The sequence below is a fragment of the Ilyobacter polytropus DSM 2926 genome, assembly GCF_000165505.1.
Taxonomy (GTDB): Bacteria; Fusobacteriota; Fusobacteriia; order Fusobacteriales; family Fusobacteriaceae; genus Ilyobacter; species Ilyobacter polytropus.
Genome location: NC_014632.1, coordinates 878,262 through 899,221, shown reverse-complemented (window position 1 = coordinate 899,221; position 20,960 = coordinate 878,262). Strand labels below are relative to the sequence as shown.

Sequence of the window (20,960 nt, the reverse complement as noted above, 5' to 3'; positions counted from 1 at the left end):
TTTAGCTTTAAAAAAGATCACTGGAGATTATTTTCTCCTCTTCTAAATCAGGATGATTTTTTATCTCGTTTAGCTCATCTGCTGAAAGTTCATCTGTAAGTGTAACATCTCCTATAAAGAAACTTTCAAGTCCTTTGGAATAACTGCTATTATTTTCTACAGGAACCTGTCCTCGCTTGAAAAGTCCTTTTCTTATGGATATGCTAGAGGAATCCCCAAGTAATCCAGTCTTAGAATCAATATTTGCAGTTATGAGATTCCCATTCTCTATATGGTCTTCCATAAACTGAAATTCCCCAGGTGTATAGGCATCTTTATTTATCATTGCCTGATAATATTCTCCCCAAAGAGGTGCAGCTGCTCCTCCACCTGTGGCTTTTTTCATCGGTGAATTATCATCATAACCTATATAAAGAGTTGTGACATACTCAGGAGTAATTCCTGCAAACCAGGCAGATCTATAATCATTGGTTGTTCCTGTTTTACCTCCCTGCTCCACGAAGTTTCCGTCCTTATCAGTAACACGGGCTCTTCTTCCTGAACCGTTGGCAACTACATTTTTCATCATATGAACGATTAAAGACACGTTGTCACTGGCAAATATTTTTTCCTTCTCTACAGGTGATTCGTAAAGGACATTTCCATATCTATCTAGAACTTTTGATATAAATATAGGTTTAACCTTATAACCTCCGTTAGAAAAAGGTATATAAGCTGTAGCGAGGTCTAGTGGACTCATGCTCATTGTCCCTAGAGCAATAGAAAGATTATACGGTATATCTACATCTACCCCTGTTTTTCTAAATGTATTTATAACACTTTTCACTCCTACTTTTTCTAGAAGCTTTATTGCAACAATATTAACAGATTTTTCCATAGCTTGCAAAACAGTAATATTCCCTGAAAAGTAACCTCCGTAATTCTGGGGTTTCCAGTCTTTATATTCTATCTCAGAGTCCTCTACAACTGCATTCATAGGAATCCCTTTCTTTAAAGCAGTAAAATATACAAAAGGTTTAAATGAAGACCCTACCTGTCTTTTTGCCATAGTTGCTCTGTTGAAATTTCCTGTTTTAAAGTTTTTCCCAGCTATTATGCTTTTTACATAACCGTTGTTTGAATCTATAGTTATAAGTGCTCCCTGTAACTTTGGATCTTCTTTTAGCAACTTGTAATTATTAAAAGTTTCAATAGCAGCCTTTTGCATCTGCAGATCAAGGGAAGTATAAACTTTCAGTCCGCCCTCATAAATTGTATTTTCATCAAACATTTCAAATATTCTTTTTTCAACTATATCAGTAAAATCAGGTGAATTAAGAGATTTCCTGCTATTTTTCTCTTTTATCACAGAGGTGTAGTCATCTGCGATATAATTTTCTGGAAGATCCTTTTCAAGAAGGAATTTTTGTTTTAAAGCCCTGTTATACTCATCTTCAGTAATATAATTAAATTTTTTCATTTGATTCAAAATTAACTTAGTTCTTCTCAAAGACTGTTCTAAATTTTTTCTTGGGTTATAGAGAGATGGTCTATTTGGCATTCCTGCTAGCATAGCTCCCTCTGCAAGATTTAGATCTTCTACATCTTTTTCAAAAAAAGATCTTGCTGCAGTTTTTATACCATATGATCCTGCACCAAAATATATCTCATTTAGATATTTTTCCAAAATTTCATCTTTTGTGTAACTTCTTTCAATCTCTAAGGTTATCAGGGCTTCCTTTACTTTTCTGGTAAGTTTTTTTTCATGAGTCAGAAAAGCATTTTTTGCCAGCTGCTGAGTGATTGTACTAGCTCCCTGAGCCGCTCTTCCCTGAGAGATGTTGACAGCTATCGCTCTTCCAAGTCTAAGGGGGTCTAGGCCATGATGTGTATAAAATCTTCTGTCTTCAATTGCTACAAAGGCATTTTTTACATTTTCAGGTATTTCTGAAATCGTCGCAGTATCACGCCTCTCACGGTATATTGAATCTATTACCTCATCGTTGCTGTCAAATATAATTGTGGGTACAGAAGGCGTATATGATTCCACAAGCTTCCCTACATCTGGTAGACTTTTATAAGCACTATATATAAGTGAAAAAGATATTAACCCTACAACAATAATGGATAAAAAAGCAAATAAAATAGAGACTTTAAATATTTTTTTCATATTATCTTTCATAATCATCCTCTTTATAATTTTATATTTACATTTTAACATAAACAGAATAAGTAAACAATAAAGGACAGCGTACCTCTTTAAAATTTTTAATTTTTTTAGATAAATATAAGCATAAAAAATCCCCCTTTAAATTAGGGGGAATAAATTTATTTCTTGATGCTCTGTCTTAGCTGCCCGCAAGCACCATCTATATCAGAACCTTTTTCATGTCTTAAAGTTACATTAACCTTTCTCTCATTTAAAAGATAATTATAAAATTTCTTTATCTTTTCAGGAGCTGGTCTCTCGTAATCGTTTCCAGGAACTGGATTATAAGGGATAAGGTTCAAAACATGGTCAAAACTATGCATAAATTCAGCAAGTCTATCTGCATCACTTTGTGTTACGTTCAGCTTGTCAATAAGAACATATTCAAAAGTTATCCTTCGCTTTGTAATCTTTTGGTATTCATTTAGTATTGTATATAGATCCTCTAAAGGATATTTTCTGTTTATAGGTATCAAAGCATCTCTCTTCTCGTTTGTTATTGCATGAAGAGATATTGCAAGTTCTACTGGTATTTTTTCCTGTAGAAGCTTTTCGATTCCAGGAATAATACCTGAAGTAGAGATAGTTATTCTTCTCTTTGAAATATTCATACCATTTTCATCTGAAAGAATATCCACTGCTTTAATGACATTTTCAATGTTTAACATTGGTTCTCCCATGCCCATAAAAACAACATTTGTTATATTCTTTCCTTCACTTTTGAAAAATCTTCTCTGTACTGTATATACCTGATTTAAGATTTCATGTACATTTAGATTTCTCACAAAACCATCTAATCCCGTAGCACAAAAACTACATTTTACAGGACATCCCACTTGTGATGAAATACAAAGAGTATTTCTCTCTTTATGCTTTAAAAGAACTGTTTCTATTGTATTTCCATCCTCTAATTTAAAAACAAACTTTTCAGTGTAATCTATCTTAGAAGTTTTGTGTTTTACAACGTTTAAAAAAGGAATGTAGCTTTTAGACTGCAGAAGTTCTCTGTTCTTTTTAGAGATATTTGTCATATCGTCTATATTTCTTATTATTTTTCCATGAAGCCAGTCGAATATCTGCTTACCATTAAACTTCTTCATTCCGATAGAAACAATAAAATCTTCTAACTCTTTTAAATTTAAATTTAAGAGATTTGTTGTACTCTCCATAATTACCTCCAAATATTAATCAATCGGGGTATATCATACCACAAAATAGACAAAGTTACAACTTAGATAAATATACTTTCAACTGTTGAAAAATAAGATCTCTTGATATGTCACCTTTTAAATTGACTCTTGATTCATTTCCCCCACCTTTTATCTGTCCTGTTGTTTTTAAAAAACTAAAAAAATCTTTACAATTTATATTTTCAGAAGTGATTGTAAACTGTCCTGAATCTCCAAAAATCAAAATATACTTTGAAATATCTATATATTTTGGAAGAAAGTTTGAGACTAAACTGTTTTCCGGGTAAAATATAAGTTTCTTTCCATTTATATTTTCTGAATTGTTCATAAGATCTTTAGCTAAAATTTTTGCATAATTTTGTGTAATGGAACGAAGTTCTAGTTCTGAAGATTTTTTATCAGAAACCATCTTATCTATCATGGTTATTATTTCATTTTCCCTGCAGCTAAGAGTTTGGCATAATTTCCCTATTAGTTTATTTTTACCATAATAATCCTCTATAGCTCTGTTTCCTGCTATATAATAAAATCTTGTATAATTTCCTTTTATTTTTTCCCATGACAGGATTTTGAATATTTGCAGCTCACAAATATTATTTACGTGAAAACCTCCACAGGCATTTGTATCTAAGTCGCCTATCTTTACTATCCTGACGTCACCAGTAACCTTCTCACTCACTGTTTTCCTCATTCCTTCTAAGGTCATAACCTCTTCTCTTTTAACTATTGAGGTTTCTACAGGAATAGAACTTTTGATAGCATTATTAACCATTTTTTCGATGCCTTTTATATTTTCTTCTGTGAGATCCTTTGAGTCTAAGTCCACTGTGGAATACTCTTCTGCCATTCTGAAGCCAACTGTATTCAAAGAATACTCATTGTAAGCTATAGCCGAGAATAGGTGCTGAGCAGTGTGTTGTACCTCTATATCTTTTCTTCTGTCATAATCTATAAAAAGATCGTTTTCTCCTAACTGAACTTCTCCATCTACAAGTATATAATTTTTTTCTACGGACAGGATATTTTTGTTCGCTATACTCCCTCTGTCTCCTAACTGACCACCCTTACCGTCTTGGTATAGGGGTGAATCCTCCAGAGTTATTTTATATCCATTTTTTACTTTTTCACATGAAACAACTGTAATTTTATCCATAAAATTTTCCCCTCCTATTTTTTTTATAATATAATAATTTCTTCTTCCTTACAAGAATTTAGTTGAAAGAAATACCAATTATATATATAATAATAAAAATAACTTATAATTATATTGCTATAGGCATAGATGTATATAATTATACACTCCAAAGTTTAAAAAATGAAACCAATAAATTAATAAAAGGAAAAAAATATGAGATATAAAGATTTGGTTAAAAAAAATAGTGATTGGGTAAAAGAAAAAGTAGACTCTGATAGAGACTACTTTGAAAAATTGTCCAGTGGGCAAAAACCTCCTTTTTTATACATAGGCTGTTCAGACAGTAGAATGCCAATAGACACATTTACAAAATCTGAACCAGGTAACTTTTTTATACACAGAAATATAGCCAATCAGGTATTTTCAAATGATATGAATCTTCTTTCTGTTATAGAATATGCTGTGGAAAGTCTCGAAGTTGAACATATTATAGTCTCAGGTCATTATGAATGTGGTGGAATAAAATCAGCCTATAAAAATGAGGGATGTACAGATCTTACTGGAAATTGGTTGATGCCTATAAAAAAACTAATCATACAAAATAGAGAAGAACTTGAAAAAATTGAAAATCTTGATGATAGATTGGACAGAATCACAGAATTAAATGTTTTGGAACAGCTAATGCATGTTTTTAAAATACCCTTTGTAAAAAACAAAATAGTTTCTGGAAAATATCCAAAGATTCACGGATGGATCTTAGATATCAGGAACGGAAAGATTAAAGAGATCGAATACCCTCTTGAAAAATGGAAAAAAGATGGGATTATTCCACTTAATTATGAAGTTTAAATTTTAAATTTACAAAAGATAAAAAAGGTGACTTCAGTAGATTATCCTACTGCTGCCACCTTTTTTATTTAGTCTATCTTATCGTTATTTATTTTATTTTCAGTAAATCAAACAATTTATTAAGTTCTAATTCATATATTATAATAACCTCTATAGAAAAAAGGTCTTTATTTATTTTCACCTATAAATTTATTAGAAATAATCAGTCCGATCACACATGCTGCTATTACAGGATAGAAAATATAAAAATAAGAACCAAAAGCCTCGTCGATATATCCTCCTACGAATCCTTGGGATAAAGCCCCTATACCATAGGCCGTAAAAAGAATACCATAATTTGCACTATAATGACTTTTTCCAAATAAATTAACTGTAGAGGCTGGAACAATTGCTAGCCACCCACCTAGGTTTAACCACATAATTGCAAAGGAAAGTCCGAATATAAATATATTCCCCTTAAATAGTAAAGAAAGTACTCCTGCAGTTATTATCAGTAAATATGACAAAGTGATGGTCTTTTTTGTTCCAAGCTTGTCTGTAAGTGCACCAAAGATCGGTCGACCTATCCCGTTAAAAATTGCAAAAAAGGATGTAAACATAGCCGCTTTAGCAGGATTTAAATTTACAATTTCTTGTGCATAGGTACTAGATAAACCAATAATCATCAGTCCAGAAAAAGTACCGATCACAAAACAACACCACATTGTATAAAATGTCGTCGTTTTCATCATCTCTCTTGGAGTAAGCTCGAGCATTATGTTATCACTTATTGTTTTGTTATCCTCTTTTTTATCTGGAAATTTAAGAGTCAAGGATAACAGACTCAGTATAACTGCAAATGATACACCTAGTATTTTGAAACTAGGAAAAACTCCAAAGGTTTGTATTAATTTGTTGGCAAGTGGTGCAGTGATAAAAGGAGATAATCCAAATCCAAGAAGTGTAAGTCCCACAGCAAATCCTTTTTTATCAGGAAACCACTCAGTAACTACTGCCATAGGTATTCCGTACACAATCCCTACCCCTATACCGCCAATAATACCATAAGTAGCTATAATAAAGTGGATGCTGTCAGCAAATCCAGCTAATATCCAGGCAAAAGATATCGCCAATGACCCACCTATTGCAAGAGCTTTTGGGTTTACCTTTTTTATAAACCTCCCAGCTACAGGCATCGAAAAAGCATAACAGAATAAGAATACTGTGTATGGCATACTTGCCATAGTTGGTGATATATTCTTGCCATAAGTCAGTTTCAATGCCTCTACTAAAGGCTTTTGAAAAACACTCCATGAATAGATAGTTCCCATACAGAGAAACATTACAAGACCGCTCACAATATAAAATTCTCTTTTTTTCATAAACAACTCCTATCTCAATATTAACAGGTTAAAATACATATGTTTTTTAACCTGTTCGTAGTACTAGAATATCATATTTTTTATCTATTAATCAAATTTTTTTCCAACAAAGAATTTAAGTAGCTTAAACTTCTCAGAATTTTACTAAATCGGTAAACAAATTTCAAAATATAATTCCAGTGAAAGAATTTTATAAAATTTACTGATAAGATATAATTATATTGTACAATAATTTTCTGTAACAATTCTGTCACAATTAAAAAGTATTATTTAGTATGGAATCAGGAGGTGGAAATAAAATGAAAATAAAAACTCTTGTATTGGGATTAATGGTTATTTCAATTACTGCTTTTTCTAATGTTGGTGCTTCTAGAACAGATAGTATGAATTCCCTTAGTATAGAACAAGCTCTTACATATTCTATGGAAGACGAACTCATGGCAAAAGCAGAATATGATAAAATAATTTCAAAATACGGTAAAATAAGACCCTTTGTAAATATCATAGAAGCAGAAAAAAGACATATAAAATATCTCGAGCCACTTCTTGAAAAATACAATGTGGACTATCCTGTTATAACAAAAAATACTGTGGTTTTGCCTGACAGTCTAGAAGAAGCTTATCGTATTGGGGTTTCATCTGAAATTGCCAATATTGCTATGTATGAAAAACTTTTGGGAAACGAACTTCCAGAAGACATTAAGATGGTGTTTATAAAACTTAAAAATAGTTCAGAAAAGCATTTAAGAGCTTTTGAAAGACAGCTAACAAGAAATAAATAAACATATTCAAGAGTGTACAAAAAAATTGTAATTTAATTTTTAGGTGCATCTCTATAAAAGATGCACCTATTTTTAATATTTTATTATATCTATCATCAAAAGAAACTTCTATAAATATAATTTTATAAAACAAACTTAACAATGAAGTAGTTCATCTAAAATCAAGATTACGACTGAAAAAAGGTAGTCCTAAACTCTTCACGGGTAAAATAACAAAAAATCTGTTGACAAATAATTTCAAATAGTCTATATTATTGAGGTAACAAATGCCTGAGTGGCGGAATGGTAGACGCAGGGGACTCAAAATCCCCCGGACTTCGGTCCTTAAGGGTTCAAGTCCCTTCTCAGGTACCACAAACTTGGTGGAGTGTCCGAGTGGCCTAAGGAGCACGCCTGGAACGCGTGTAAGGTGTAACAGCCCCGTGGGTTCAAATCCCACCTCCATCGCCATTATATATGAATTTTTTAGGGAAGTAACTGGATTTAAAAATCCGTTGGTTCCCTTTTTTTTATTTGAATATAATCATAAAATTAAAGTTTACAATAAAAAGAGAGACTGAGCCTCTCTTAAAATCATCTATTGATAGATACCCTAATTTAAATCGTGTTTAAAAATATTATCTATTGTCTTTTTCAGAAAAACTATATTTATTTCTTCCAGATTCTTTAGCTCTGTAAAGTTCTTCATCAACTTTTCTGACTAAATCATCTACGCTTTCATACTCTGAAATTTTACCGCTTTTTACTCCAATACTAACCGTTATTTCACCAAAAGGTGAGTCTCCATGTTCAAGAAAACAGATTTTCAACTTCTTTTGAAATTTTTCTACCAAGGATATTGATGTTCTTAAATCTGTATGGGGCAAAACAATTAAAAACTCCTCTCCGCCATACCTTCCGATAGCATTTGTTTTCCCTTTGAAATTCTTTTTTAGTAGATTTCCTATTATTCTTAAAATACGGTCTCCTTCGACATGCCCATATCTGTCATTATATTTTTTGAAATAATCTATGTCGAACATTAAGAGAGTTAAAGTGATTTCTGATCTTTTTGCACTTTCGAACAACAATTCACATTTCTCCATAAGAAATCTTCTTGTAGCCAATTTTGTCAAATAATCTACATACGCTACTTTTTCAAGTTCATTGAGACGGGATTTTAAATCTCTAAGACTATCCTCTTGCTCGTTATTTAAAGTTTCAATTTCTGAATGGCTTCTTTTTATTAACTCATACAGAAAAAGAGATGTTATTAAGATAAAAAATATCCATTTAAAAATCTGAAATGATTTATAGTACTTAATATTCTGAGCCTCTACATATATGATTTGATCATAAAAAAATATCCATATAAACGAAATTATTAAGTACCATGTCACAATTATAGATGCTTTTTTTGATTTGATTTTCATAAAAAGTTCCTTTCAAAACTTAGTTTTTAATGAATACTCCCATTAGATAAGTTAAATTTAAATGATTTTTCTAACCAATCTTAAATAACTTTTGAAAGTAAAGTACATCAATTTTATCCTTATTTATTCGGTAGAATTTTTCATATTCTTTTAGAGGCATAGGTTTTCCAAAATAATATCCCTGAACCTCTGTACATCCATTTTCAATAAGTAAATTCAGCTGCTCTTTTGTCTCGACTCCTTCTGCTATAACATTTAGATTAAGAAGTTTCCCCATTGATATTATCATTTTGGTTATAGCAATATCATTTTCTATATTACCTATATTTTCAATAAAACTTTTATCTATTTTTATTCGATTTATAGGCAATCGGCTCAAATACTTGAAAGATGAGTACCCTGTCCCAAAGTCATCTATGGAAATTCCAAACCCCAAAGCTTTTAACTCTATTAATGTATCTGCAGCTTCTTCTATGTCTTCCAAAAATATTCCTTCGGTGATTTCTAACTCAACAGACCCTTTAGGTATTTTAAATCTATTAAGAACACTCTTTGAAGTATCGATAATCCGTTTCTGTTTAAAATGTACACCTGAAATATTGACCGAAATCTTTTGCCCATTCATATTAGAGCTTTCCCATATTTCGATCTGTCTGCATGCTTCTGACAAAACATATTTATCCAAGTCCAAAATCAGTCCAGAGGTCTCAGCCACAGGTATAAACTCTCCAGGTGACTTATATAGTTTTCCATCTTTGATCCAACGGACAAGACATTCAGATCCCATTATTTCACTCTTTTTTAAATCGACTTTAGGTTGAAAATAAAGTTGCAACTCTTTTTTCAAAAGAGCTTGCCTAAGGTTACTCGCTATTTCTCTCTTAAGTTTTTTTCTAAGTCTATTTTTTCAGAAAAAAAGTGATAGGTGTTTTTACCTTTTTCTTTTGACTTATACATTGCTAAATCCGAATTTTTAAGAAGAGTTTCGCTATCAGTACCGTCCTCTGGATAAATTGATACCCCTATACTGCCTGTCACAAAAATTTGATGTCCCTCAATATTAACAGGCTTTTTTAACTGAGATAAAAGTCTGTCACAAATTTTAGATACTTCATTTTGGTTCAAAGTTTCATTGATGATTATTGCAAACTCGTCTCCGCCTTTACGATACACCTGATTGGATTCCCTGATACTTTTTTCTAACCTCCTAGCTACCTCCACTAAAAGACTATCCCCGACATGCTGTCCAAAACTATCATTTACATCCTTAAAATAATCGATATCTAAATTAATCAGTACTATTTTAGAGTTATTAAGCTCACTTTTTTTTATTGACTCTGTAAGATGAGCTGAAAATGACTTTCTGTTTGGCAGATCAGTCAGTACATCATAATAGGCTAACTTCTTAATCATATTTTCGAATTCTTTGCGATGTGTTACATTCTTTATTATCTCAAACACTAAGTTTTTTCCCTCTATTTTTATGGGGCCTGAATAAACTTCAATATCTATGACATCTCCATTCCTTATCCTATTTTTTACTGTAAAGTAATTTTTCTTTTGAGATTTTACAAGGTTAAACTTTTTTTCTAGTAAATCTTCATTGATAAGACTAATGTCTGACAGCGACATTTTAGTCATTTCCTCTCTACTCCAGCCGTAAAATCTTGTGGCAGCGAAGTTTACATCAACTATTTTTTTAGTTTCAGGATTTATAATCATCATTACAACTTGATCATTTTCAAAAATAGCCCTGTATTGTTCTCTTCTCTCCAAATTCTCATTATTCTTATTTAGTGAGCATTTTATTCTACAATCTCTGATCCCGCTGAATAGTTTTAGGGCTGCTTCCAATAAGTTCTCTAATAAAAACTCGTTGCTATCTTTTGGAAGACAGCTGTGATAAAAATCATTATACAGATTTATTGGAATCTTTTTATCAACCGTGGTGTATATCACCGGGATAAAAATTTTAGACTTAATATGATTAACAAGAGAAAGTACATCTTCGACGGTATCTATGTCTATAATAGCCAGTTTTATTTCGTCATTCATTTCCAGTAAACTGATTGATTCTTCAGAAGAACGTGCAAGCAGACTTTTGTATCCTATATCTTTTAACATTTTTTTATTCTTAGATGCAAATGTAGAGTCCATTGTTGTCAACAATATCAACTCTCTCACCCCCCAATTTATGATGAAAGTTTATTCTGTTTCAAAAACATAAAAATTTATAGCAATACATAAATACTCGTATAAATCCTTTTTGATATCCTTTCTATTAATTATTTATTTTTTCATTGAAAAATACTACTTAACCTTGAATCATAATAAAATATATACCACAAAATCAAAACGAACCAAAATAAAACACTTAATTTCCTTTTTATTATTTTTTTACCTATGTATATACCTGGTCTTTATATAGAATCACATTGAATCTTTTTAAGTTTTATCTCTCAAGCAGCAAAGTAATATAATTGCTATTTTTCTAATTTAAATAAAATAAATAGAAAAGTTGATCACTTATTCCAATAAAAAAATAGAGGCCTTAACAAGACCTCTATACTATCCTACTCTTTATTTAATAAATCTTTTCCTTTTTTATTTCCAAACTTTACGCAATCATATAATTTTAAAAAGCATAAAAACTATTATATCACCCTAAAAATCAATGATAATTTTTATTTTTCACTTACAGTAAGCTGAAATTTTTTATGCATTTCCTTTGCATCTTTATCATTTGGGTCCAATTTTATTGTTTTACCAAAATCCTCCAGTGCTCCGTCAAAATCTCCTAGTTTAGTTTTTATTATTCCTCTATTATAATATGCCTGTTTAAAATTCGGATCTAATTTTATTACTTTATTATAATCTTCTAGTGCCCCGTGATAATCTCTTAATTTGGTTTTTACTAATCCCCTTCTATAATAGGCAACTTCATAGTCTGGATCTGACTCTATTACTTTATTATAATCTTCCATCGCACCATTATAGTCTTGTAGTTTTAGTTTTGCCATCCCTCTATTACTATATGCTAGTACAAAATCAGGATCCAATTCTATTGTTTTATTATAATCATTTATCGCACCTTTATAATCTTTTAATTGGGCTTTTGTAAAACCTCTATTATTATACGAAAGTTTGTATTTTGGATCTAATCTTATGGCCTTATTATAATCCTCTATAGAACTTTTATATTCTCCCAACTCCCATTTTGCTAGTCCTCTATTGTTATATGCAACTTGAGATTTTGGATCTATATTTATCACTTTACTGTAATCATTTATTGCACCTTTGTAATCATCAGAGAAATACTTTGCATTTCCTCTATTAAAATATGCTAGTTTAAATTTTGGATTCAATTTTATTGCTTTATCATAGTCCGCTATAGCACCTTCTAAGTCCCCTAATTTCGTTTTTGTGAAACCTCTATTACTGTATGCATATATAAATTTGGGATCCAATTCTATCGCCTTGTCAAAATCTTCTACAGCTCCCTCGAAATCTCCCAAATCCCCTTTAGATATACCTCTATTGTCATATGCGTATTTAAATTCTGGATCCAACTGTATTGTTTTGTCATAATCTTTTCTCGAACCGATAATATCTCCTGAAAAATATTTTATTAATCCTCTATTATAATACTCAAATTGTTCATTTGGATCTGACTTTATCATATATTCGCTGTGATTTTCACTTGTTTTATTATAACTATCAATTTGGGAACATCCTATAAAAAATAAAAATAATAAAATTACCAATCCAATTTTCATTTTTTTATTCCTCCTTTTTCTTTTCATTTACCTTTTCTTTTACTAAAATCCTTCCTAAACTTTATTTTTTAAATTCTTATTATGAAATTCAATGTAAAGTAGTTGAAAATCTTTAAATTCGTGAATTTTAAAAGGGGTTCCATTTGGAACCCCATAAACGGCTAAAAATATAATCTACACTTAATTGGAAATACAACCTAAATCATATCCTCTGCTATTTTTATAGCATCCTCTATAAACCCTGGACAGAGCTTTTGTGTAAGTTCTTTTTCTTCCACAACTTTAGCTCCTTCCTCTGTTGATTTGTCATATCCCAACAAACCCTTACATGTGCAGGCCCCATTTTTCTCAATAAACTTATCCATGAATGTTTTTACTAATTCTTTTACCTCTTTCTTTGTCTCCAAATCTCCAGCATCTGCAGATCCATATTTAAGACCGAGGGCCATGCAAATTCCACTTACAGCCCCGCATACCTCTGCTTTAGAAAGTCCTCCACCAAATCCTGATGAAATTTTCAAGGCAGTTTTCATGTCCAAATCCAATTCCTCTGCAAAAGCACTTATTGTTGCCTGACAACAATTATAATCTCCAAAGTTTCCAACAGCTTTTTCTGTTCTTGTCATTTTTTCACTCCTTTTTATTTCTCAATTTATTTTACTATACTCTCTCAGAACCGACGTCTGATCTCGACTAAAAAAGGCCCAAACTTAATAAATTATTTCTCTGGATAAAGTTTTTTGCCATAGTAACCCTCTGACAGATAAATCGCTGCCAGTGGATTGTGTCCAAGTACCCTGTCTTTTGCAGCCAGTACAGTCACAGGAGCATCTAGATGTTTTATAACCAGTGAATCATGTCCCACACACAGTCCAAGAAGAATGTTAAAATCAGTTTTTGCCTTATTTAGATATAATGCCTGACCAATGGGATTACACATGGGTTCATAAGTGCATGGACGGACTTTTTGCTCTTCTTTTATGTTTAACTCTTCTTTTGGAATACTTCCACTTTTACATACCACTGAGTTTACGTCAAATCCGTTGGCTGTAAGAATATTATGTAAAAGTCTCATTTCTCTGTGGAGCCCTACACAAAATGCAACCCCTATACTCTTGTAGCCACACCTCTTGGCAAATTCCATGGTCTCCTCTATTCTGGTCTTCTGACAGTATCCCCATGACTCAATCAAGGCAGACTGGTAAGCTATCTTGGCATTTTCTTCATTTTTATACAGTTCTTTACTTTTATCAATAACATCCTGATCTTTTTCTAGACAAGGACAGTTTTTCGGCATCTTCTCTCTGTCCCCTGTCCTGCATGCATGGACTTTACAAATTCCGCAGGTATACATGAATTATTTCACTCCCTTTATAAGACATATTTTCTCTTCCATAAATATCATACATTGATATTTAATAATTGGCAACTAGACATTTTTGATTAAATGCAAAGAACTAGCTGCCAATGGCAGCTAGTTCTTTGTTTGTACAGAATAATTTTTGTATCCACCTGAAAGGTTATAACAATCAAAACCAAGGTTTAACATTACATTTTGAGCGGCATTTCCTGTCACTCCTTTATTGCAATGAACAACATATTTCTTATTTTTATCAAGTTTTAGAGCCTCTGATCTCAAATCTCCAAGAGGAATATTAATTGCCCCTGGAATATGAGCGGCGTCATATTGTTTGCTAGCCCTTACGTCGATAACAGTATAACATTCTCTATTTTCCATAAGTTCTTTTACTGATAAGATCTTATTTTTCCCGTAGATAGCATTTTCTAATATCATTCCAGTATACATTACAGGATCTTTTGTAGTAGAAAATGGAGGCGCATATGCTAAATCAAGATGGAAAAACTCATCTACAGTGGCTCCGGTACTCATAAGTGCCACAAATACATCCATTCTTTTATCTACTCCGTTTTCTCCTAGTATTTGTACTCCTAGTAGTTTCCCGCTTTTTCGATCGGCAACAGCTTTTATTACCATCTCTCTACTTGTTTCAAAATATGCAGTCTGATTGGGTTTTATATTATGAATGACTTCAACATCATAACCTCTTTCTAATGCCTGTTCCTCTGTCATACCTGTAGATGCCACTGCCATGTCAAATACTTTAAATATACCTGTTCCGAGAATCCCTTTAAACCTAAGGTGTCCCCCTGTGATTACATCTCCACAAATTCTTCCCATCTTATTTGCAGTAGATCCAAGTGGTACATACATTGGTTCTCCGTTTATTATTGACCATGCCATAGCCACATCACCTACGGCGTATACATCGTCTATATTTGTTTCTAACTTATGATTTACTTTTACTGCACCATTTGGATATACCTCTACCCCTATACCACTGGCTAGTTTAGAATTTGGTCTAACCCCTGTGCATACTACTGCAAAATCAGCATCTATTTTTTTCCCTGTTGCTGTCTCTACAGATTTTTCGTTTATTTTAGTGACTTCCTCTCCCAAAATAAGGTTTACTCCTTTTTTGGTCAGGTAGTCCTCTAAATATACTGCCATATCTTTGTCCATCTTAGACATAGCTCTATCTTCTCTTTCTACTACAGTGACCTCTATACCGAGATTTTCCAAGTTTTCCAAAAGTTCTAAACCTATATATCCGGCCCCTATAATGACAGCTTTTTTAGGAGAATTAGATGCTATATATTCTATTATATTATCTGCAGATTTAACATTTCTCAAAAAGAATACATTCTTTCCATCTATACCGGCTATAGGGGGTTTTATAGGTGAAGCACCAGTAGCTATTACCAGCTTGTCATAATTATCTTCAAATTCCTCTCCTGTATTAAGGTTCTTTACAACAAGGGTTTTATTGTCTTTATTTATAGATAATACTTCGTGTCCTATTTTTAGATCCATATTAAATCTTTTTTCAAACCATTTATCTGTTCTAGGTGTCAGAACATCTCTTTCTATTTCACTATCCCCTATATAATACGGAAGCCCGCAACCTGAATAACTTATATCGCTGTCCTTTTCATATATGGTTATCTCACATTCTTCGTTATTTCTTCTAGCTTTTGCCGCCACTGATGTTCCAGCTGCTACAGACCCAATTATTACTATCTTCATTACATCCTCCCCGAAATAATCTTTTATGCAATCGATGCCTTGGTCTCAAAATGTTTTCTTGTTGAATTTGATATTTTTACTAAAATTAACATAACTGGAACTTCTACCAAAAGCCCCACTACAGTTGCTAAAGTTACACCTGAATTGATACCAAACAGAGATATTGCAACTGCAACTGCTAATTCAAAGAAGTTACTTGCACCAATCATGGCTCCTGGAGACGCAACTTCATGGGGCATATCCCACTTTTTTGCCCAAACATAGGCCAAAACAAATATTAAGAATGTCTGTATAGTAAGAGGAACCGCAATAAGTGCTATATCCATAGGGTTAGTAAGTAACTTATCTCCCTGAAAAGAAAATATAATAACAAGTGTCAACAGCAAGCCCACCATGGTACTCTTATCAAACTTTTTAATAAATGTATTTTCCAGATAATCCAAGCCCTTATTGGCAACTACAGATTTTCTCGTAATCCACGCCGCAATGAGAGGTGTTACCACAAATAGAACCACTGACAAAAACAAAGTTGCATAAGGTACTGTAACATTTGAAACTCCTAAAAGCAGTCCCACTATCGGAACAAAAGCAACTAACAGAATAAGATCGTTTACAGCTACCTGTACTAGGGTATAAGCTGTATCCCCTTTAGTTAGCTTGCTCCATACAAATACCATGGCTGTACACGGTGCTGCTCCTAGTAGAACTGCACCTGTAACATACTCATCGGCAAGTTCTGCAGAAATAAGCCCGCTGAATATACCCTTTAAAAAAAACACTGCCAAAGCATACATTGTAAAGGGTTTTATCAACCAGTTTATGCTAGTCGTTATGGCTAACCCTTTTAAATTTTTAGTGGCATTTACGATACTCTTAAAGTCAATCTTAAGCATCATAGGATAGATAATAAGCCATATAAGCACTGCTATTGGCATAGATATATTTGCATATTCCAATTTCCCCAAAGACGCTGGTATTTGAGGTAGATATTTACCTATTAACACCCCAACTATCATACAGAGTATCACCCAAACTGTAAGATATTTTTCAAAAAAATTAATTCCAGTTTCCTTTTTCATCTTTCTCCTCCTCAATATGATTAAATAATCATATATAATGTTAAAAAATTTTATTATAATTTAGACACAGTATTTATAAGTCCATGTCTAATTACACACATATTAACATGTTGAACATTTTAGATTTTCTAAATCCCTTAAAAATATTTCTCCAGTCAGCCTTGTCTCTAAGATTTCTCTTACAAATTGATTTTCCTGAAGAAATTTTTCAGATATCTCATAATCAACCCACTGGGATCTTTTTTCCCCTACAATTATTCCTGCCTTTTTTAATTTATTGAGATGTCTTGAAAGATTAGATTGATTTAATCCTAATATATCTTCTAAAACACATACACAAATTTTGTCCTTTTTATATAATATATTTAGTATTCTCATTCTGTTGTTGTCAGAAATTAATTTTAATATATCCATTATCTCCATAACATAACCCCTTTTATATATGATTATGAAATCATATTATACCAAAATATCATATAAAGCAAGTACTTTTTATAAAAAAATTTTTATATTACAGCTAAGACTAAAAAACAGGTCTACAAACATTTACTATAAGTACCTGAAATTATAGTAAATATAGTTTTTATAATTATTATTTACAGATGATTTGGAAAAGACCCAATTCTTTTATTCTGCTTGTACCACATAAAGCATTGATTTGTAATAGCCTTTGTAGTAATATTAAAATAACTTTCTAAAATCAGGAGAAAAAAATGAATACAAAATATACAGAATTATTTGATTTAAATAAACAAAACAATATGAGACAATTTTTTTTGGAAATCCTAGGTCCATGTGGAAAAGTTGAAAAATATCCAAAGGGATCTATAATATCCAGAGATATTGAAGACTATCTCTATGTTGTCAAAACTGGAGCAGTTAATATTTCCATCTGTGACATAGGCGGAGAAGAGCAGATGATTTATAGATTATATCCAGGAGAAATTTTAGGAGAATTTGAAATTTTCTCAGAAGTCAGTCAGAATTATACCCTACATTTTTTAGAAGATAGTACTCTCTGGAAAATAGAAAAATGCAAAATAAATAATATCCTCAAAGACAAGCCTGAATATTACAACTATTTTATGCACAGTATGAGTCGAAAGTACAACCTTTCTCTTATACAATCAGGGTTTAATAAATTCTATTCCAGCGAGGAAAAACTTACTGAATTTCTTTTAAGAATATGCAAAATAAGGGAACCAAATTCAACTGTAAATATAAAAATAGAAGGCTACACCCATGAAGATATAGGAAAGGGTATTAATGTTTCTAGGATAGGTATAACGAATATCCTAAAAAAACTAGAAGAAAAAGGGCTGATAATCATAAAAAGAAAACTTATAATTGTAAAATCTGTAGAAAATTTGGCAGAATACAGAGAAAGTATCAGGAAAAACAGATAGTCATTTATAATTTTGTGTTTAAATCCTTCTCTTTTATTTCCTAGAAATACAAAATTTAAATAGATATATTTTAAACAGGCAACTGATTTTGGGGTTCAAGAAGAGCTCCTCAAAAAGTTGTCTGTTTTAATTTTTTGATAAAAAAAAGTAAATTCTGTCAATTAATTTCTTTCTGACAGAATTAGTTTTATTTCACTTTCTGTTAGTAAACACTTAATGCCAAAAAAGCAACTATAGTGTTGTATTAAGACTATAATTTAAATATATCTTTCTAATGTAAAATAGCTTACAAAAATATAATCAAAAATAATATATGATAAAGATCCGAGGGTATAATAAATTTATTAAAAGGGGGAAATATTTATGATCAAGCTTATTGGAATTCTTATCATTGTATTGGGTTTCACATTTAGACTTGACACCATTGCTGTTGTATTAGTTGCAGGTGTCACAACTTGTCTTGTATCTGGCGTAGATTTCATGACAATACTTTCTACTTTAGGAGAGGCTTTTGTGAAAACTAGATATATGACTCTTTTTCTATTAACTTTACCAGTTATAGGGATACTTGAAAGAAATGGACTAAAAGAAAGAGGGGCTCATTTTATCAAGGGAATGAATAGCCTCACCAGCGGAAGAATCTTATCTTTTTACATGCTTATAAGGACTCTTGCTGCTGCCTTATCTGTCAGACTAGGGGGGCATGTGCAATTTATCAGACCTCTTATTCATCCTATGGCACAGAGTGCCTCTGAAAACAAGTTGAGTAGAAATCTTTCAGAAAAAGAAAATGACAAACTAAAAGGTGTGGCCTGTGCTGTGGAAAACTACGGTAACTTTTTCGGGCAAAATGTTTTTGTAGCATCTGGTGGAGTTCTTCTAATTGTTGGTACACTTCAGGAACTCGGAATAATCGTGGAACCTTACTCTGTTTCTAAGGCTGCCATTCCTATGGCATTTATCTCTGTTATATTATCCTTTGTTCAAAATTACTGGACTGATATGACCCTTTCAAAAGCTCATGTAGATACTCAGTTGGAAAAGGAGGTAAAAGAATGAAAAATATGATTCTAGAAATAATGTATCTTCTCACAGGACTAGTTGCCATTGCAACGGGTGCATATGCACTTACCGATAAAAAACACAAAACTAAAATAGGAACAGGTATCTTTTGGATAATATTTGGTGTTATTTTCATGGCCGGTAAAAACATTCCTTCCCATATTGTGGGCATACTTATTTTCGTAATGGGAGGACTCACAGCCTTTAATAAAGTCGGGTGTGGTTCCCAGGAATTATCCTCTGAAGAGTACAGAGAAGAAAGAAGTCATAAAATTGGTGACTCAATATTTTTCCCGGCTACCTCAATTGGACTTATTGCCTTTGCTGTTGCACAGTTTACAGATTTAGGAGGATTAGTAGGCTTAGGCTTAGGTTCTATTATTTCCTTGATTTTTACTCTTGTTGTAACAAAAGAAAATCCAAAATATATAGGATATGAAAGCTCTAGAATGCTGCAACAGATAGGATCTACCACAATACTTCCACAACTTTTGGCATCGTTGGGGGCTCTCTTCGCACTTGCTGGTGTAGGAACAGTTATTTCTGAAATCATGAGTGGAATTATTCCAGAAAATAATATTTTGGCAGGTGTGACAGTATACTGCCTTGCCATGGCTCTTTTCACAATGATAATGGGTAACGCCTTTGCGGCCTTTGCCGTAATTACAGCTGGAATCGGAATCCCCTTTGTTTTTTCACACGGTGCAAATCCTGCAATTGCAGGGGTATTAGGTCTTACAGCAGGTTATTGTGGTACCCTTCTTACTCCAATGGCGGCAAATTTTAATATAGTTCCTGCAGCTATCATGGAAATGAAAAATAAAAATGGTGTAATCGCAGCTCAGGCCCCAGTTGGACTAGCACTACTTTTTCTTCATATTGTTGTTATGTACCTGTGGGCATTCTAGTAAATTTAAAATTATAAAAATTTAAGGAGCTGAGATTATTGAGAGTATTAATTACAGGTTTTGATCCTTTTGGAGGAGAGAAAATAAATCCCGCCTGGGAAGCAATAAAACTCTTACCTGATACTATAGAGAGTATAGAGGTTATTAAACTGGAAATCCCCACAGTTTTTAAGAAATCCATCGATGTTTTAATGTCTGGAATAGAAAAGCATAAACCTGATGCAGTTATCTGTGTCGGACAAGCTGGGGGAAGATATGAGATTTCCATGGAAAGAATAGCCATTAATTTGGACGATGCAAGGATCAAGGATAACGAAGGAAATCAACCCATCGATGAAAAAGTCTATCCTGATGGTGACAGTGCTTATTTTAGCAACCTTCCTATCAAGGCAATGACAGAGGCTATCAAATCTACTGGGATTCCTGCATCTGTATCCAATACTGCCGGAACCTTCGTCTGCAACCACATCATGTACGGTCTCCTTTATCACATAGAAAAATCCAATGTGGCGAAAAAAGGTGGCTTTATCCATGTGCCATATATCCCGCAACAGGTTATAGGTAAAAAAAATCTTCCCTCTATGGGACTAGATATTATTTCACAGGGCCTTGAAGCTGCTATTTCTGCAATCGGAAAAAATGAAAAGGATCTTGAAATATCCGGAGGACGTGAATTTTAAAAAAAATTTTGAGAATTAACCATAAA

The 20,960-nt window shown here is 32.4% G+C and carries 19 protein-coding genes and 2 tRNA genes; 8 read left to right on the top strand and 13 right to left on the bottom strand.

The window, feature by feature from the left end; genetic code table 11:
- Positions 1 to 7 precede the first annotated feature (7 nt).
- The 3 genes from ILYOP_RS04065 to ILYOP_RS04055 all read right to left on the bottom strand — a co-directional run bounded on the left by ILYOP_RS04065 (position 8) and on the right by ILYOP_RS04055 (position 4,531).
- Positions 8 to 2,161: a transglycosylase domain-containing protein gene (locus ILYOP_RS04065; protein WP_013387252.1), complete on the bottom strand. Its 2,154-nt coding sequence runs from the start codon at positions 2,159 to 2,161 to the stop codon at positions 8 to 10.
- Positions 2,162 to 2,307: 146 nt separating this feature from the next.
- Positions 2,308 to 3,360 (bottom strand): dual-specificity RNA methyltransferase RlmN, encoded by a 1,053-nt coding sequence (gene rlmN / locus ILYOP_RS04060; RefSeq protein WP_425364869.1) that lies wholly within the window; start codon positions 3,358 to 3,360, stop codon positions 2,308 to 2,310.
- Positions 3,361 to 3,412: 52 nt separating this feature from the next.
- Positions 3,413 to 4,531, bottom strand: a complete 1,119-nt coding sequence (locus tag ILYOP_RS04055) for an alanyl-tRNA editing protein (protein WP_013387250.1) — start codon at positions 4,529 to 4,531, stop codon at positions 3,413 to 3,415.
- A gap of 195 nt (positions 4,532 to 4,726) precedes the next feature.
- Between ILYOP_RS04055 and ILYOP_RS04050 the strand changes: the two genes are divergently transcribed.
- Positions 4,727 to 5,362 carry a carbonic anhydrase gene (locus ILYOP_RS04050; RefSeq protein ID WP_013387249.1) on the top strand — a complete coding sequence of 212 codons (636 nt, stop codon included), beginning with the start codon at positions 4,727 to 4,729 and terminating at the stop codon, positions 5,360 to 5,362.
- 167 nt (positions 5,363 to 5,529) lie between these two features.
- Here ILYOP_RS04050 and ILYOP_RS04045 read toward each other — a convergent pair whose 3' ends face one another.
- The gene (locus ILYOP_RS04045; protein ID WP_013387248.1) at positions 5,530 to 6,723 is read right to left on the bottom strand and encodes an L-lactate MFS transporter; all 1,194 of its coding nucleotides are present in this window, start codon (positions 6,721 to 6,723) and stop codon (positions 5,530 to 5,532) included.
- 299 nt (positions 6,724 to 7,022) lie between these two features.
- Between ILYOP_RS04045 and ILYOP_RS04040 the strand changes: the two genes are divergently transcribed.
- From ILYOP_RS04040 to ILYOP_RS04030, 3 genes are all read left to right on the top strand, one after another.
- A complete protein-coding gene (locus ILYOP_RS04040) occupies positions 7,023 to 7,505 on the top strand; it encodes a ferritin-like domain-containing protein (protein WP_013387247.1) in 483 nt (160 codons plus the stop codon).
- A 268-nt stretch (positions 7,506 to 7,773) separates the two neighbouring features.
- Positions 7,774 to 7,859, top strand: a tRNA-Leu gene (locus ILYOP_RS04035).
- 7 nt (positions 7,860 to 7,866) lie between these two features.
- A tRNA-Ser gene (locus ILYOP_RS04030) sits at positions 7,867 to 7,955 on the top strand.
- A gap of 167 nt (positions 7,956 to 8,122) precedes the next feature.
- Here ILYOP_RS04030 and ILYOP_RS04025 read toward each other — a convergent pair.
- The 9 genes from ILYOP_RS04025 to ILYOP_RS03990 all read right to left on the bottom strand — a co-directional run bounded on the left by ILYOP_RS04025 (position 8,123) and on the right by ILYOP_RS03990 (position 17,301).
- Positions 8,123 to 8,917: a GGDEF domain-containing protein gene (locus ILYOP_RS04025; RefSeq protein ID WP_013387246.1), complete on the bottom strand. Its 795-nt coding sequence runs from the start codon at positions 8,915 to 8,917 to the stop codon at positions 8,123 to 8,125.
- 70 nt (positions 8,918 to 8,987) lie between these two features.
- Entirely contained in the window at positions 8,988 to 9,791 is an 804-nt protein-coding gene (locus ILYOP_RS15100) for a putative bifunctional diguanylate cyclase/phosphodiesterase (protein WP_083789084.1), read from the bottom strand.
- On the bottom strand, positions 9,788 to 11,092 hold the full coding sequence (locus ILYOP_RS15095) for a diguanylate cyclase domain-containing protein (protein ID WP_049774848.1): 1,305 nt from the start codon (positions 11,090 to 11,092) through the stop codon (positions 9,788 to 9,790). Before ILYOP_RS15095 ends, ILYOP_RS15100 begins: the two co-directional genes overlap by 4 nt.
- A gap of 509 nt (positions 11,093 to 11,601) precedes the next feature.
- Positions 11,602 to 12,693 (bottom strand): tetratricopeptide repeat protein, encoded by a 1,092-nt coding sequence (locus tag ILYOP_RS04015; protein ID WP_013387243.1) that lies wholly within the window; start codon positions 12,691 to 12,693, stop codon positions 11,602 to 11,604.
- 197 nt (positions 12,694 to 12,890) lie between these two features.
- Complete coding sequence (locus ILYOP_RS04010) at positions 12,891 to 13,319, bottom strand: C-GCAxxG-C-C family protein (protein WP_013387242.1); 429 nt, start codon at positions 13,317 to 13,319, stop codon at positions 12,891 to 12,893.
- 92 nt (positions 13,320 to 13,411) lie between these two features.
- On the bottom strand, positions 13,412 to 14,047 hold the full coding sequence (locus tag ILYOP_RS04005) for a DUF1847 domain-containing protein (RefSeq protein ID WP_013387241.1): 636 nt from the start codon (positions 14,045 to 14,047) through the stop codon (positions 13,412 to 13,414).
- Positions 14,048 to 14,167: 120 nt separating this feature from the next.
- Positions 14,168 to 15,799: an FAD-dependent oxidoreductase gene (locus tag ILYOP_RS04000; protein WP_013387240.1), complete on the bottom strand. Its 1,632-nt coding sequence runs from the start codon at positions 15,797 to 15,799 to the stop codon at positions 14,168 to 14,170.
- A gap of 23 nt (positions 15,800 to 15,822) precedes the next feature.
- Complete coding sequence (gene arsB, locus ILYOP_RS03995) at positions 15,823 to 16,878, bottom strand: ACR3 family arsenite efflux transporter (RefSeq protein ID WP_013387239.1); 1,056 nt, start codon at positions 16,876 to 16,878, stop codon at positions 15,823 to 15,825.
- A gap of 102 nt (positions 16,879 to 16,980) precedes the next feature.
- Positions 16,981 to 17,301 (bottom strand): ArsR/SmtB family transcription factor, encoded by a 321-nt coding sequence (locus tag ILYOP_RS03990; RefSeq protein WP_013387238.1) that lies wholly within the window; start codon positions 17,299 to 17,301, stop codon positions 16,981 to 16,983.
- 290 nt (positions 17,302 to 17,591) lie between these two features.
- Between ILYOP_RS03990 and ILYOP_RS03985 the strand changes: the two genes are divergently transcribed.
- The 4 genes from ILYOP_RS03985 (at position 17,592) to pcp (ending at position 20,934) form a co-directional block, all read left to right on the top strand.
- A complete protein-coding gene (locus tag ILYOP_RS03985; RefSeq protein WP_013387237.1) occupies positions 17,592 to 18,284 on the top strand; it encodes a Crp/Fnr family transcriptional regulator in 693 nt (230 codons plus the stop codon).
- Between the two features lie 363 nt (positions 18,285 to 18,647).
- Positions 18,648 to 19,343 (top strand): DUF969 domain-containing protein, encoded by a 696-nt coding sequence (locus ILYOP_RS03980; protein ID WP_013387236.1) that lies wholly within the window; start codon positions 18,648 to 18,650, stop codon positions 19,341 to 19,343.
- Positions 19,340 to 20,254 (top strand): DUF979 domain-containing protein, encoded by a 915-nt coding sequence (locus ILYOP_RS03975; RefSeq protein WP_013387235.1) that lies wholly within the window; start codon positions 19,340 to 19,342, stop codon positions 20,252 to 20,254. The genes ILYOP_RS03980 and ILYOP_RS03975 overlap by 4 nt, the downstream gene beginning before the upstream one ends.
- A 38-nt stretch (positions 20,255 to 20,292) precedes the next feature.
- Positions 20,293 to 20,934 (top strand): pyroglutamyl-peptidase I, encoded by a 642-nt coding sequence (pcp, locus tag ILYOP_RS03970; RefSeq protein WP_013387234.1) that lies wholly within the window; start codon positions 20,293 to 20,295, stop codon positions 20,932 to 20,934.
- Positions 20,935 to 20,960: the final 26 nt, after the last annotated feature.